Here is a 14,593-nt window from a genome sequence, read left to right on the forward strand (position 1 = left end):
CGACGCCGAAACGCGCCGGAGCCACCATCGAATGGGCGACGTGGGCGCGCTTGTGTGCTAGACAAAAATTTGGCAAAGTCGTGCTAGGACAGCATCGCTGTCTCATTTACGGTGGTAGCCCGGCACGGGGTTGCAGCGTCACGCGAGGCGATTGACGTCGCGCGCGGCACCTGATTGTCCGTTGGGCGATATGGACACCGGGGTCTGAATACGCAAATCGTGGCTCGCGGAGCGCGAGCGGTGGCCCGGAGGGTGCCGCGAGCGTCCGAACTGCGCCGATGCTGGATAGTGTATCCCCTCCCGGGATGAAGAGGACGAAGATGAGCGGGTCTGAGTACGAGCGCGAAAATATGGTTGCCAATGCGCTGACGGCGGACTCGGCTGTCAAAACCACTGCGCGCGAGCACACTTGGCGTCCGCCGGCCGAAGGGCTGTACGACCTGTCGCGCGAGAAGGACGCCTGCGGCGTCGGCTTCATCGCCAACATCAAGGGCGTCAAGTCGCATCAGATCGTCTGCGACGCGCTGCGCATTCTGTGCAACCTCGAGCATCGCGGCGCCGTCGGCGCCGACCCGCGCGCCGGCGACGGCGCCGGCATTCTGGTGCAGATCCCGCACGCCTTCTTCAGCCGCAAGGCCACCGAACTCGGCTTCTCGCTGCCGGCGCCGGGCGAATACGCCGTCGGCGCGCTGTTCATGCCGCGCGAGACCTCGTGGCGGAAGGTGATCAAGAGCATCATCGAGGACCGGATCAAGGCCGAAGGGCTGACTCTCCTCGGCTGGCGCGACGTGCCGACCGACAATTCCTCGCTCGGCGAGACCGTGAAGCCGACCGAACCGGCCAACATGCAGGTGTTCATCGGTCGCGGCAGTGCCGCCAAGTCCGAGGACGAGTTCGAGCGTCAGCTCTACATCCTGCGCAAGTCGATCTCGAATGCGATCTATCAGCGCCGCGAGCGTGGCCTCGCCGGTTACTATCCGGTGTCGCTGTCGTGCCGCACCGTGATCTACAAGGGCATGTTCCTGGCCGACCAGCTCGGCAAGTACTATCCCGACCTGCACGAGGACGATTTCGCCAGCGCGCTGGCGCTGGTGCATCAGCGGTTCTCGACCAACACCTTCCCGACCTGGTCGCTGGCGCATCCGTACCGCATGGTCGCGCACAACGGCGAGATCAACACGCTGCGCGGCAACGTCAACTGGATGGCGGCGCGGCAGGCGTCGGTGCATTCGGAGCTGTACGGCAAGGACATCAGCCGGCTGTGGCCGATCTCCTACGAAGGTCAGAGCGACACCGCCTGCTTCGACAACGCGCTCGAATTCCTGGTGCGCGGCGGCTACTCGCTGCCGCACGCGGTGATGATGATGATTCCGGAGGCGTGGGCCGGCAACCCGCTGATGGACGAGAAGCGCCGTGCCTTCTACGAGTACCATGCCGCGCTGATGGAGCCGTGGGACGGCCCTGCCGCGCTCGCCTTCACCGACGGCCGCCAGATCGGCGCCACGCTCGACCGTAACGGCCTGCGCCCGGCGCGCTATCTGGTCACCAAGGACGACCGCATCGTGATGGCGTCCGAAATGGGTGTCCTCAAGATTCCGGAAGACCAGATCGTCACCAAGTGGCGGCTGCAGCCCGGCAAGATGCTGCTGGTCGATCTCGAGCAGGGCCGGCTGATTCCGGACGAAGAGATCAAGGCGCAGCTCTCCGCCAGCCATCCTTATGCCGACTGGCTGCATCGTACCCAGATCGTGCTCGAAGAGCTGAAGGAAGCGCCGGTCAAGGGCCAGCGCTCCAACCTGCCGCTGCTCGATCGGCAGCAGGCGTTCGGCTACACCCAGGAAGACATCTCGATCCTGCTGACGCCGATGGCGTCGACCGGCGAGGAAGCCTCGGGTTCGATGGGCAACGACACGCCGCTGTCGGCGCTGTCGGACAAGCCGAAGCTGCTCTACACCTATTTCAAGCAGAACTTCGCCCAGGTCACCAACCCGCCGATCGATCCGATCCGCGAGGAGCTGGTGATGAGCCTGGTGTCGATCATCGGCCCGCGGCCGAACCTGTTCGACACCGAAGGCCTCGCCGGCACCAAGCGTCTGGAAGTGCGTCAGCCGATCCTCACCGACGGCGACCTCGAGAAGATCCGCTCGATCTCCGAGATCGGCGATCCGCACTTCAAGTCGCGCACGCTCGACACCACCTTCCATTCGGCGCTCGGCGCTGCCGCGATGGAGCAGGTGCTCGACGACCTCAACGCCCGTGCCGAATCCGCGGTGCGTGACGGCGTCAACATCATCATCCTCAGCGACCGCGCCGCCGGCGCCGATCGGATTCCGATCCCGGCGCTGCTGGCCTGCGCCTCCGTGCATCATCACCTGATCCGCACCGGTCTGCGCACCTCGGTCGGTCTGGTGGTCGAGTCGGGCGAGCCGCGCGAAGTGCATCACTTCGCCTGCCTCGCCGGCTTCGGCGCCGAGGCGATCAATCCGTATCTCGCCTTCGAGACCATCATCGCGCTCAAGGACAGGCTGCCGGCCAAGCTCGACGACTACGAGATCGTCAAGCGCTACATCAAGTCGATCGGCAAGGGCCTGCTGAAGGTGATGTCCAAGATGGGCATCTCGACCTATCAGTCGTACTGCGGCGCGCAGATCTTCGACGCGGTCGGCCTGCGTCACGACTTCATCGCCAAGTACTTCGCCGGCACCCATTCGCAGATCGAAGGCGTCGGCCTGGCCGAAATCGCCGAAGAGACCGTGCGCCGGCATCGCGACGCGTTCGGCGAGGCGCTGGTGTACAAGACCGCGCTCGACGTCGGCGGCGAGTACGCCTACCGCACCCGCGGCGAAGACCATGCCTGGACCGCGGACTCGGTCGCGACGCTGCAGCATGCGGTGCGCGGCAACTCGCAGGAGCGCTACCGCGCCTTCGCCAAGCTGCTCAACGAGCAGCAGGAGCGGCTGCTGACGCTGCGCGGCCTGTTCAAGATCAAGGGCGCCGAGGCCGAAGGCCGCAAGCCTGTGCCGCTCGCCGAAGTCGAGCCGGCCGCCGAGATCGTCAAGCGGTTCTCGACCGGCGCGATGAGCTTCGGCTCGATCTCGCGCGAGGCGCACACCACGCTGGCGATCGCCATGAATCGGATCGGCGGCAAGTCGAACACCGGCGAGGGCGGCGAGGAGGCGGATCGCTTCAAGCCGATGGCCAACGGCGATTCGATGCGCTCGGCGATCAAGCAGGTCGCCTCGGGCCGGTTCGGTGTCACCACCGAATATCTCGCCAATTCGGACATGATCCAGATCAAGATGGCGCAGGGTGCCAAGCCCGGCGAAGGCGGTCAGTTGCCCGGCCACAAGGTCGATGCGACGATCGCGGCGGTGCGCCACTCGACCCCCGGCGTCGGCCTGATCTCGCCGCCGCCGCACCACGACATCTACTCGATCGAGGATCTGGCGCAGCTGATCTACGATCTGAAGAACGTCAATCCGTCGAGCGCGATCTCGGTGAAGCTGGTGTCGGAAATCGGCGTCGGCACCGTCGCGGCGGGCGTTGCGAAGGCGCGCGCCGACCACGTCACGATTTCGGGCTTCGAAGGCGGCACCGGCGCTTCGCCGCTGACCTCGATCAAGCACGCTGGTTCGCCGTGGGAAATCGGCCTCGCCGAAACCCACCAGACCCTGGTGCGCGAGCGGCTGCGGTCGCGCATCGCCGTCCAGGTCGACGGCGGCTTCCGCACCGGCCGTGACGTCGTGATCGGTGCGCTGCTCGGCGCCGACGAGTTCGGCTTCGCCACCGCGCCGCTGATCGCGGCCGGCTGCATCATGATGCGCAAGTGTCATCTCAACACTTGCCCGGTCGGCGTCGCGACCCAGGATCCGGTGCTGCGCAAGCGCTTCACCGGCCAGCCCGAGCACGTCATCAACTACTTCTTCTTCGTCGCCGAAGAAGTGCGCGAGCTGATGGCGAGCCTCGGCTACCGCACCTTCAACGAGATGGTCGGTCAGTCGCAGATGCTCGATCAGGCCGCTCTGGTGGCGCACTGGAAGGCCAAGGGCCTCGACTTCTCCAAGCTGTTCTTCAAGCAGAAGGCGGAGAGCGGCCAGACCATCTTCCACTCGGAACACCAGGACCATCATCTCGACAGCGTGCTCGACCGCAAGCTGATCGCCAAGTCGCAGGCTGCGATCGACCGCGGCGCGCCGGTGAAGTTCGAGATCGAGATCAACAACACCGACCGCTCCGCCGGCGCGATGCTGTCCGGCGAGGTGGCGAAGCACTACGGCCATGCCGGCCTGCCGGCCGACACCATCCAGGCGCACCTCAAGGGCACCGCGGGGCAGGCGTTCGGCGCCTGGCTGGCGCGCGGCATCACCTTCGATCTCGAAGGCGAAGGCAACGACTACGTCGGCAAGGGCCTGTCGGGCGGCAAGATCATCGTCCGGCCGCCGGCGATCTCCGGCATCGTGCCTGAAGAGTCGATCATCGTCGGCAACACCGTGATGTACGGCGCGATCGAGGGCGAGTGCTACTTCCGCGGCATCGCCGGCGAACGCTTCGCGGTGCGTAACTCGGGCGCGGTCGCGGTGGTCGAAGGCGCCGGCGATCATTGCTGCGAATACATGACCGGCGGCATCGTGGTGGTGCTCGGCAAGACCGGCCGCAACTTCGCCGCCGGCATGTCGGGCGGCGTCGCCTACGTGCTCGACGAGGACGGCTGCTTCGCCAAGACCTGCAACATGGCGATGGTCGAACTCGAGCCGGTGCTGTCGGAGGAGATGATCAACGCCGGCGCGTTCCATCAGGCCGGCGATCTCGAAGCGCACGGCAAGGTCGACGTGTTCTCCGATCTGCTCGGCGCCGACGTCGAGCGGCTGCATGTGCTGATCTCGCGTCACGCCAAGTACACCGGCTCCAAGCGCGCTCAGGACATCCTGGCGAACTGGAAGAGCTACTTGCCGAAATTCCGCAAGGTGATGCCGGTCGAGTACCGCCGCGCGCTGCGCGAGATGAAAGCCCGCGCCGCCGAGGAGCCGAAGATCGCGATCGGGGCGTAGGTTCTCGATCGCTCATCCTTCGAGACGCGCGCCGCAGGCGCGCTCCTCAGGATGAGGGCTGGACGCGCGGCGTGCCGCTGTCCGGCAACCAGCACAGTCCCCTCATGGTGAGGAGGCGCGAAGCGCCGTCTCGAACCATGAGGGCCACGAAACGAAGACTTAAAGTCGAAGACAAGAATTCGAGGCGTCAGAGTTCGATGGGCAAGGTCACGGGGTTTCTGGAAATCGAGCGGCATGATCGCGCCTATGCGCCGGTCGCCGAGCGGATCAAGGGCTACAACGAATTCGTGGTGCCGCTCAGCGAGAAAGACCTGCGCGACCAGGCCGCCCGCTGCATGAATTGCGGCATCCCGTATTGCCACGGCACCGGCTCGCCGCAGCCGGGAGCGACCGGCTGCCCGGTCAACAACCAGATCCCGGACTGGAACGATCTGGTTTACAACGGCTATTGGCAGGAAGCCGCGCGCACCCTGCACTCCACCAACAACTTCCCGGAATTCACCGGCCGGATCTGCCCGGCGCCGTGCGAAGCCTCCTGCACGCTGAACATCGACGACAACCCGGTGACCATCAAGACGATCGAATGCGCGATCGTCGACACCGCGTTCGACAACGGCTGGGTCAAGCCGGAGATCGCCGCGGTCAAGACCGGCCAGAGCGTCGCGATCGTCGGTGCCGGCCCGGCCGGCCTCGCCTGCGCCCAGCAGCTGGCGCGCGCCGGTCACGACGTCCACGTCTATGAGAAGTTCGCCAAGGCCGGCGGCCTGCTGCGCTACGGCATCCCGGACTTCAAGATGGAGAAGCATCTGATCGACCGCCGTGTCGCCCAGATGGAAGCCGAAGGCGTCACCTTCCATTATGGCGCGCCGGTCGGTGGCAGCGCTCCGGGCGCGGTCGATCCGGCCGAGCTGCTGAAGCAGTACGACGCCGTGGCGCTGACCGGCGGTGCGGAAGCGCCGCGCGATCTGCCGATCCCGGGCCGTGAGCTTTCCGGCATCCACTTCGCGATGGACTTCCTCACCCAGCAGAACCGCCGCGTCTCCGGCGAAGCCGTGAACGGCGACGACATCCTCGCCGCCGGCAAGAACGTGGTGGTGATCGGCGGCGGCGACACCGGCTCGGACTGCATCGGCACCTCGATCCGTCAGGGCGCCAAGTCGGTGACCCAGATCGAGATCATGCCGGCGCCGCCGGAGCGCGAGAACAAGGGGCTGACCTGGCCGAACTGGCCGATGAAGATGCGCACCTCGTCGAGCCAGGCCGAAGGCGCGCAGCGCGAATTCGCCGTGATGACGCAGTCGTTCGAAGGCGAGGGCGGCGTCGTCAAGAAGCTGAACTGCGTCCGCGTCGACGCCAAGTTCCAGCCGATCCCCGGCACCGAATTCGTGCTCGAAGCCGACCTCGTGCTGCTGGCGATGGGCTTCGTCTCGCCGGTCAAGGAAGGTCTCCTGACCCAGCTCGGCGTCGCGCTCGACCCGCGCGGCAACGTCGCCGCCGACCTGTCGCACTTCACCACCTCGGTCGACAAAGTCTTCGCCGCCGGCGACATGCGCCGCGGCCAGTCGCTGGTGGTCTGGGCGATCCGCGAAGGCCGCCTGTGTGCGCAGGCGATCGACCGGTTCCTGATGGGCGCGACCACGCTGCCGCGGTAAGCGGGGCAAGGCAGACGGAATTCAGCGGCTTCCGCTAGCGACACTTTCGTGATTCGATCGGACGCGAATCTGCGGCTCGCGGAGGCGGACATGGCCGACACCTCGATCGAATGGACCGATGCGACTTGGAATCCAGTCGCGGGCTGCACGATCATCTCGCCCGGTTGCAGCAACTGCTACGCCATGAGGATGGCCGCCCGATTGGATGCGATGGGGCTGCCGAAGTACCGAGGATTGACGCGGCGGAGCGGGAGACGCGCAGTCTGGACAGGCGAGATCCGACTGGATGCCGTGGCGCTCTCCGTGCCCACGAAGTGGGCGCGGCCTCGCAAGGTCTTCGTGAATTCGATGTCGGACCTCTTTCACGAAGACGTTCCATTTCAGTTTGTCGACCGAGTCTGGAAGGTGATGGAGGAAACGCCTCGTCACACTTACCAAATACTGACGAAGCGACCGGCCCGCATGTTGTCGTTCATGCATCGCAGGGAGGTCGGGACGCTTCCAAACGTTTGGCTTGGTACGAGCGTCGAGGATAGTCGGGTCTTGGACCGCCTGGATGCCATCCGCAATGTGCCAGCGATAGCGACGGGCGCACAACTCGGGCTCACCGAGCCGCGAGAGCGATTGGCCGTGGCTGTTTGACAGTGTGGATCGGAGAATGTGGAGATGCGGGGCGCCTGCCTCACTCACGGCGTCATCGCCCGACTTGATCGGGCGACCCATTATTCCAGAGCGCCTGTGGCGATGCGGTGCTTTGCTGCGAGCGCTTCGGGATACTGGATCCCCGCCTACGCGGGGATGACGGTTGAGGGTGGGGCGACGTTATCAGGTACAAACTATCCACGAGTCATTCCGGGGCGCGCAGCGAAGCTGCGTGAACCCGGAATCCATAGCCCCTGTGTTCGCGGTTACGTCGAGGCACCCGTTACTACGTCTTTGCCGCATCACTGATGCTGCGGCGTATGGATTCCGGGTTCGCGCTTCGCGCGCCCCGGAATGACAAACGTGAGGATCATGTGATCCTCACGCATTCCTTGCCATCAACCCACCGTCGACCGGGATCACCGCGCCGGTGATGAACGAGGCCGCGGGCAGGCACAGGCTCAGCGTCATGTGGGCGACTTCTTCCGGGTCGCCGTAGCGGTGCAAAGCGGTGCGGCGTCTTGCGTACTTCTGCTTGTGATCGGCGCTGATGCGGTCGGTCATGCCGGTGGTGATCGGGCCGGGGCAGATGCAGTTGACCGTGATGCCTTCGGGCCCGAGCTCGACCGCGAGCGAGCGCGTCAGGCCGGTGACGCCGGCTTTCGCCGCCGAATACGGGCTGTGCGGCGCGGTGGCGCCGAGCGCTTCGGTGGAGGCGATGTTGACGATGCGCGGGGACTGCGACTTGCGCAAATAGGGCAGCGCGGCGCGGATCACGCGCGGATGCGCGGTGAGCAGAATATTCAGCGCGCGCTCCCACACCGCGTCGTAATTCGCATCGTCGATCGGCAGCGCCGCCGAGATGCCGGCGTTGTTGATGACGATGTCGAGCCCGCCGAGCGTCTGCGCGATGTGTTCGACGCCGCTTCGGATCGCCTCGGCGTCGCCGACATCGAGCGCGAACGCGGTGGCATCGCCGCCGCGCGCCTTGATGGCGTCGGCGACCGGCTGCGCGCCGGCCAGCGTGACGTCGGTGACGGCGACGCGCGCGCCTTCGTCGGCGAACACATGCGCGGTGGCGCGGCCCATGCCGCTCGCAGCGCCCGTGACGAGAACGCGCAGGTCTTTGACGGAACGGCTGAGGGGCTTGTACGACATCGGTTTCCTCCGGTTGTTTCTTGTTGCGGAATGTGCGGCGCGCGGGGCGCGCGGTCTTCCGATTGACAAGGCTGACATCGATCGACACACAGGTCAAACGTCGCGCAGACGACGAACAACAAACAAACAGGAGGACGCGCGTGAGCGATCTCGATTTCAGCGGCAAGCAGGTTCTGGTGGTCGGCGGCTCGAGCGGCATCGGCAACGGCATCGCACAGGCGTTTCGCACCCGCGGCGCAGAAGTCTGCGTCACCGGCACGCGCGCGGCGCCATCGGACTACGCGCGCGAAGACGGCAGCAACTTCGATGGGCTGACCTACGTCCAGCTCGACGTCGGCAAGGCGCAGGCGGTCGATGCGTTCGCGCCGCCGATTCAGAAGCTCGACGTGCTGGTGCTGGCGCAGGGCGCGGTGATCTATCGCCGCGGCGAGTTCGAGATGGACGGCTTCCGCCACGTCATGGAAGTCAACCTGATGAGCCTGATGGCCTGCGCGTCGAAATTCCACGCCCAGCTCAAAGCCTCGTCCGGCAAGCTGATCATCGTGTCGTCGACCGCGGCATTCCACGCCACCAAGGGCAACCCGGCCTACAACGCCTCGAAGACCGGCGCTTACGGCCTGACCCGGACACTGGCGCAGGCCTGGGCCGAAGACGGCATCCGCGTCAACGGCATCGCGCCGGGCCTGGTCGATACCAAGATGACCAAGGTCACCACCGACAATCCGAAGCGGCTCGCCGGCGCGATCGAAGGGATTCCGATGAAGCGCCTCGGCACCCCCGAAGACATGGCCGGGGCCGCGCTGTTCCTGGCCTCGCCGCTGTCGGCCTATGTGCTCGGCCAGACGCTGGTCGTCGACGGCGGGCTGATTTTGTAGCAGAGCCTGTAGGATGGGTTGAGCGGAGCGAAACCCATGCGGGACGCGCGTCAGGATGGGTTTCGCTGCGCTCGACCCATCCTACGAACTAACCAGTCGTCATTCCGGGGCACGCGCAAAGCGCGTGAGCCCGGAATCCATATCCGCCGAAGTGGCGGTTATGTCGCGACGTTTATGACTACGGCCTCGCGAAATCATGAACGCTGCGGCGTATGGATTCCGGGCTCGCGCTGCGCGCGCCCCGGAATGACCAACGACAGGGTCGTGCGCCTCAGCGGAAGATCGAGAAGAAGCCCGACGCGCTCGGCGGCGGGGCGCGGCGGCCCTGCTGCTGCTGGCCGCCGAAGCCGAAGAAGCCGGACGCGGTCGGCGGCGGCGGTGGCGGGGCGGAGCGGGCGACCCGGCGTTGTGGCTGCTGCGGCTGCGCGGCGGCGCTGCCCGACGAGCCGCTGCTGCTCGGCTTGGTGCTCGCCACCGGCACCTCCGGCTTCGGCGGTTCCTTCGGCGGCGGCGGCTCCTGGGCCTTTTCGATCGACACCTCGCGGCGCGGCCAGACATCGTCGTCGGCGCGGCCGGCGGGAGCGGACAGCGGTTCGCCCTTCACCAGCGTGCGCGCCACCAGCGCATCGACCGGAGCGGGCTGGGTGCCGGGGCCGCCGAGCAGGCGGTCGGTCGAAACCGAGGAGGCAACCAGCGGCAGGATCGGACCGGCCACCGGGCGCGGCGCCGGGCCGCTCGGCGGCTTGGCCTCTTCGGGGCTCGCCGGCTCGGTCGGCAGCGCGATCGGGCCACTGCGCGCCGCCAGCAGCCGGGCGATCTCGCGCTCGACATAATGCGCCAGCTTGCGGGCGCCGGACTTAGTGAAATACACGCCGTCATAGGAGCGCAGCCGGCGGGTCTGGCCCTCGAAATCCGGTCCCTGCAGCACGTAGCGGCCGCCTTCGTCGACGAAGCCGTCCCAGACGTCCACATAGGTGATGCCGGCCTTGGCGGCGCCCTCGCGGAACAGCGCGTTCAGGAATTGCATGTCCGAGGTCGCCTTGGTGCCGCGCACCGCCGGCAGGCCGACCCAGAGGATCGGGACGTTCTTGGTCTTGAGGACGTTGATCAGCTCTTCGATCTTCTTGGCGTACAGCTCCGACCAGCGATCATCGCGGAACTGGGCGACGCCGCCGGGGGCGCGCTTGCCCTTCTCGGTCATGATCCGCAGCGAATCGTCGTCGTCCTCGTCGTCGTCCGCCGCATTGTCGGCCGCCTTGTCGTCCGGCTTGGCTTCCTCACCGGGCTTGGCGGCCTTGTCGTCCTTCTTGTCCTTGTCGGGCGTCGCCTGCTCGCGGATCGGAATCCGGTCGGACAGGCCGAGCATCACCACGATCGCGTCCGGGTTCTCCTGGGCGATCACTTCCTTGGCGGCGCCGACCCAGTCCGACGGCTCGCCCTTCGGGGCGTAGCGCAAAAGGCCCGAGATGGTCTTGAATTTGCGGACCACGCCCATTTCGGGCTGCTCGGTGTAGGCCTGCTCCAGGCCGTAGCCGAGCCAGTCGGCCATCGAGTCGCCGAGCACCAGCACGGTGCGGTCCGGCACGGTGTCGCGCTTCTCCGGCGCCGGCGCCTTGGAATAGTCCTCGCGCGGCGCCGGCCGGCGCTGCGGCTGGTTCTGATGGAACGGCTGGAACACGTCGTTGCCGAACCAGCCGAAACCGCCGCCGCCGCGCTGCTGCTGGCGCTGCGGCGGGCCGCCGCCGAAATCGAAGAACTGCGCCGAGGCCGGCGCGGCGATGCCGACCAGCAGCACGCCGGCGACCGCCAGCACGGCCAGCGGGCCGCGCTCGGTGAAGACGCCAAAAAACGATCTCGGCTTGTCGGACATACGGATCTTGCGCAATCGCTACCGTTCGGAACGGGAGCTGATCCCTATACTAGCGGATTCGGGCCGCAACCGGGCAGCTTTCGCCCCGCTCCATAAGGCGAGCCCGGCCATCCCCGTCAAGGGGCGGCCGGGGTGCCCGAGGCCGCTCAAGCGGCGGAGCGGCCGGCAAGCAGCCGGGCGTCGAGGGTGGCGGCGAGCGGCGCGGAGACCGGCGTCATCGGCAGCCGCACCTCGGGGCTGTCGATCAGCCCGCGCCGCCACAGCGCGTATTTGATCGGCGCCGGCGACGGCTCGGCGAACAGCAGCTTCGGCAGGTCGGCGAGCCGTTGCCATTCGGTCGTCCCGCCGAGCCGGTCGCCGGCCTGCAGCCGCTGCATCATCGCGGCGAACGCCTCGGTTTCCAGATGTGCGGAGGCCAGGATCGCGCCGTCGCAGCCGCGGCTCAGCGCATCGAAAGCCAGCGCGTCCTCGCCGGTGAGCACCGCAAAGCCCGGCGGGCGCAGCCGCAGCAGCTCCGCGGTCTGGGCCGGATCGGCGCAGCAATCCTTGACGCCGACGATGTTGGCGCGCTCGGCGAGCCGCAGCATCGCCTCGTTGTGCAGATTGACGCCGGTGCGATACGGGATGTTGTAGATCAGGATCGGCCGCGCGGTGGCGTCCGCCGCGGCTTCGAAATGCAGCACCATCCCGTGCTGCGACGGGCGGGTGTAATACGGGCAGGCGATCAGCAGGCCGTCGACCGGCCAACGCGCAGTCCGCGCCAGCGTCTTCACCAGCTTGCGCGTGTCGCTGCCGGACAGGCCGAGATACACCGGCAGCCTGCGGCCGCTCGCCGCCAATGCGTCGGCGGTCAGCATCACCAGGCGTTCGAGCTCGTCTTCATTCAGCGTCAGCCCTTCGCCGGTGGTGGCCCCCAGGATCAATCCGTCGAGCGGGGCGCGTGCATAGTGGGCGATCAGCCGGCGCAGCGATGCGGCGTCGAGCTCGCCGCCCCGAAACGGCGTGATCAGCGGCAGCCACAGCCCGCGCGGCGGCGTTTGGTCGGGTTGGTCGGTGCAGGTGTCCATCTTCGATCTCCTTGGGGCGGACCGGAAGACGGAGCAGCAACAAAAAACCCCGTCGAAACCGGCGGGGTTGGGTGCATGCGTGAAAGCGAAACTGATCTATCGCGCGCGCAAGCCACCGGCCCCTGAAGGAGCGCAGGCTTTCGATTTCGAGGCGGCGGCACGAACGATCATGCGGCGGAAGATGCGGCGACAGGGCGCCGGCTGTCAAGCAGGGCGCTGGTGCCGACGCGTACCAAACAATGCCGTGAACGCCCGCGCCGCGCCGGCTCCGCCAGGAACCTCGCTCCGCCAGCTTCGTTCGCCCCTCTCAAGAACCCGGCGGAGCCACGCGATGGCGCAAGACACATTCCCGACACGCCCCTACGGATTGGCCTCGACGGCGCGGATCGGCGCGCATCCGATCCACCCGATGCTGGTGCCGGTGCCGATCGCCTGTTTCGTCGGCACGCTGCTGACCGATATCGTTTACTGGCAGACGGCGGAAATGACCTGGTCGAATTTCTCCGCCTGGTTGATCAGCGTCGGCGTCGTGGTCGGCTGGCTGGCCGCGATCTTCGGCGCTGTCGACCTGCTGGCCAATCGCCGCATCCGCAATATCACCGCGGCGTGGATTCACGGCATCGGCAATCTGCTGGTGCTGGCGCTCGCCACCATCAACATGTTCGTCCACACCCACGACGCCTGGACCTCGGTGGTGCCGTGGGGGCTGACACTGTCGGCGCTGACGGTGCTGATCCTGCTGGTGACCGGCTGGATGGGCTGGGCGCTGGTGTATCGCTATCGCGTCGGAGGCGCCCGATGAGCACGACCGGTTTCAAGCGCACCGCGACGCTGCTCGCCTGCGCATCGCTGCTGACGCTCGCCGGCTGCGGCGGCGAGGACAATTTCGACGTCTCCAGCCAGATCGGGCCGAATCCAAAGCTGCCGGAGCCGCAGCAATATCTGTTTCCGCCGATGAAACTCGCCCCGATCGTCGGCTGGAAGGACGGCGAGAAGCCGGTCGTGCCGCAGGGTCTGCAGGTGACCGCGCTGGCCACCGGGCTGCAGCACCCGCGCTCGGTGTACACGCTGCCGAACGGCGACGTGCTGATCGTCGAATCCAAGAAGCCGCCGGGCGAACCGGTGAAGCGGCCGAAGGACCTGGTGATGGGCTGGGTCGAATCCTTCGTCACCTCCGGCGGCGCCTCCAGCGAGCCGAGCAACCGCATCACCCTGGTGCGCGACACCAATCACGACGGCAAGCCGGAACTACGCACGACGTTTCTCGATCACCTCAACTCGCCGTTCGGCGTCGCGCTGGTCGGCAGCGATCTCTACGTCGCCGCCACCGATGCGATCCTGCACTACACCTATCACACCGGCGACACCAAGCTCACCGGGCCGGGCGAGGTGCTGACGCCGCTGCCGGGCGGGCCGATCGATCACCACTGGACCAAGAGCCTGGTCGCCAGCCGCGACGGCTCGCTGCTGTATGTCGGCGTCGGCTCCAATTCCAACATCACCGAGAACGGCATGGAAGCGGAGAAAAACCGTGCCGCGATCTGGGAGGTCAACCGCCAGACCGGGGCGTGGCGGCTCTTCGCCACCGGCCTGCGCAATCCCAACGGCCTCAGCCTCGAGCCCGAGACTGGCGCGCTGTGGGCGGTGGTCAATGAACGCGACGAACTCGGCCCCAATCTGGTGCCCGACTACATGACCTCGGTGAAGGACGGCGCGTTCTACGGCTGGCCGTACAGCTACTACGGCCAGCATGTCGATCCCCGGGTGCATCCGCAGCGGCCCGATCTAGTCGCCAAGGCGATCGCGCCGGACTACGCGCTGAGCTCGCACGTCGCCCCGCTCGGGATGGTGTTCGACACCGGCGATAATCTGCCGGCCAGATATCGCGGCGGCGCGTTCGTCGGCGAACACGGCTCGTGGGACCGCCAGCACCTCAACGGCTACAAGGTGGTGTTCGTGCCGTTCGAAGGCGGCAAGCCGAACGGCAAGGCCGAGGACGTCGTCACCGGCTTCCTGACCAAGGACGGTGAGGCCCACGGCCGCCCGGTCGGCCTCGCGTTGGATTCCACCGGCGCCCTGCTGATCGCCGACGACGTCGGTAACACCGTGTGGCGCGTCAGCGGCACCGCGCCGAAGACTGCGGCGGGAGAGGCGCCACAAAGTACAACGGGGGCAGTCTCCGGCGCATCGCCGCGCTGACAGCTACCGCGCCAATCCGGCCAGGATGTTCGCCCGCTCCAGCGTCGAGCGCAGCGCTTCGTCGGAGACGTGGGTGTAGATC

Annotated in this window: 8 protein-coding genes and 1 pseudogene; 6 read left to right on the plus strand and 3 right to left on the minus strand. The window is 66.9% G+C overall.

The window, feature by feature from the left end:
- Positions 1-320: 320 nt before the first annotated feature.
- From gltB to DNX69_RS19775, 3 genes and pseudogenes are all read left to right on the plus strand, one after another.
- Positions 321-5,048 carry a glutamate synthase large subunit gene (gltB, locus tag DNX69_RS19765; protein WP_110787730.1) on the plus strand — a complete coding sequence of 1,576 codons (4,728 nt, stop codon included), beginning with the start codon at positions 321-323 and terminating at the stop codon, positions 5,046-5,048.
- 197 nt (positions 5,049-5,245) lie between these two features.
- Positions 5,246-6,700 carry a glutamate synthase subunit beta gene (locus tag DNX69_RS19770; RefSeq protein ID WP_110787587.1) on the plus strand — a complete coding sequence of 485 codons (1,455 nt, stop codon included), beginning with the start codon at positions 5,246-5,248 and terminating at the stop codon, positions 6,698-6,700.
- A 90-nt stretch (positions 6,701-6,790) separates the two neighbouring features.
- Positions 6,791-7,279, plus strand: a pseudogene (locus tag DNX69_RS19775) (DUF5131 family protein); the annotation flags it as partial.
- A gap of 444 nt (positions 7,280-7,723) precedes the next feature.
- Here the strand turns inward: DNX69_RS19775 and DNX69_RS19780 are convergent.
- Complete coding sequence (locus DNX69_RS19780) at positions 7,724-8,500, minus strand: SDR family NAD(P)-dependent oxidoreductase (RefSeq protein ID WP_110787589.1); 777 nt, start codon at positions 8,498-8,500, stop codon at positions 7,724-7,726.
- A 140-nt stretch (positions 8,501-8,640) separates the two neighbouring features.
- Between DNX69_RS19780 and DNX69_RS19785 the strand changes: the two genes are divergently transcribed.
- Complete coding sequence (locus DNX69_RS19785) at positions 8,641-9,375, plus strand: SDR family NAD(P)-dependent oxidoreductase (protein ID WP_110787590.1); 735 nt, start codon at positions 8,641-8,643, stop codon at positions 9,373-9,375.
- 271 nt (positions 9,376-9,646) lie between these two features.
- On the opposite strand, the gene DNX69_RS19790 is transcribed toward DNX69_RS19785, so the two are convergent.
- Both DNX69_RS19790 and dapA read right to left on the minus strand, forming a co-directional pair.
- Complete coding sequence (locus DNX69_RS19790) at positions 9,647-11,245, minus strand: SGNH/GDSL hydrolase family protein (protein WP_110787591.1); 1,599 nt, start codon at positions 11,243-11,245, stop codon at positions 9,647-9,649.
- A 146-nt stretch (positions 11,246-11,391) separates the two neighbouring features.
- Positions 11,392-12,312 (minus strand): 4-hydroxy-tetrahydrodipicolinate synthase, encoded by a 921-nt coding sequence (gene dapA / locus DNX69_RS19795; protein WP_110787592.1) that lies wholly within the window; start codon positions 12,310-12,312, stop codon positions 11,392-11,394.
- 331 nt (positions 12,313-12,643) lie between these two features.
- On the opposite strand from dapA, the gene DNX69_RS19800 reads away from it, so the two are divergent.
- On the plus strand, positions 12,644-13,114 hold the full coding sequence (locus DNX69_RS19800) for a DUF2231 domain-containing protein (RefSeq protein ID WP_110787593.1): 471 nt from the start codon (positions 12,644-12,646) through the stop codon (positions 13,112-13,114).
- Positions 13,111-14,511, plus strand: coding sequence for a PQQ-dependent sugar dehydrogenase (locus DNX69_RS19805; RefSeq protein WP_110787594.1), 1,401 nt, complete (start codon positions 13,111-13,113; stop codon positions 14,509-14,511). Before DNX69_RS19800 ends, DNX69_RS19805 begins: the two co-directional genes overlap by 4 nt.
- Positions 14,512-14,593: the final 82 nt, after the last annotated feature.

Source organism: Rhodopseudomonas palustris (assembly GCF_003226555.1).
Lineage (GTDB): Bacteria > Pseudomonadota > Alphaproteobacteria > Rhizobiales > Xanthobacteraceae > Rhodopseudomonas > Rhodopseudomonas palustris_I.

Excerpts from the sequence above, each read along its gene's own strand:
- gltB (WP_110787730.1), top strand. The coding sequence starts at position 321 with ATGAGCGGGTCTGAGTACGAGCGCGAAAATATGGTTGCCAATGCGCTG.
- DNX69_RS19770 (WP_110787587.1), top strand. The coding sequence starts at position 5,246 with ATGGGCAAGGTCACGGGGTTTCTGGAAATCGAGCGGCATGATCGCGCC.
- DNX69_RS19780 (WP_110787589.1), bottom strand. The coding sequence starts at position 8,500 with ATGTCGTACAAGCCCCTCAGCCGTTCCGTCAAAGACCTGCGCGTTCTC.
- DNX69_RS19790 (WP_110787591.1), bottom strand. The coding sequence starts at position 11,245 with ATGTCCGACAAGCCGAGATCGTTTTTTGGCGTCTTCACCGAGCGCGGC.
- dapA (WP_110787592.1), bottom strand. The coding sequence starts at position 12,312 with ATGGACACCTGCACCGACCAACCCGACCAAACGCCGCCGCGCGGGCTG.
- DNX69_RS19800 (WP_110787593.1), top strand. The coding sequence starts at position 12,644 with ATGGCGCAAGACACATTCCCGACACGCCCCTACGGATTGGCCTCGACG.
- DNX69_RS19805 (WP_110787594.1), top strand. The coding sequence starts at position 13,111 with ATGAGCACGACCGGTTTCAAGCGCACCGCGACGCTGCTCGCCTGCGCA.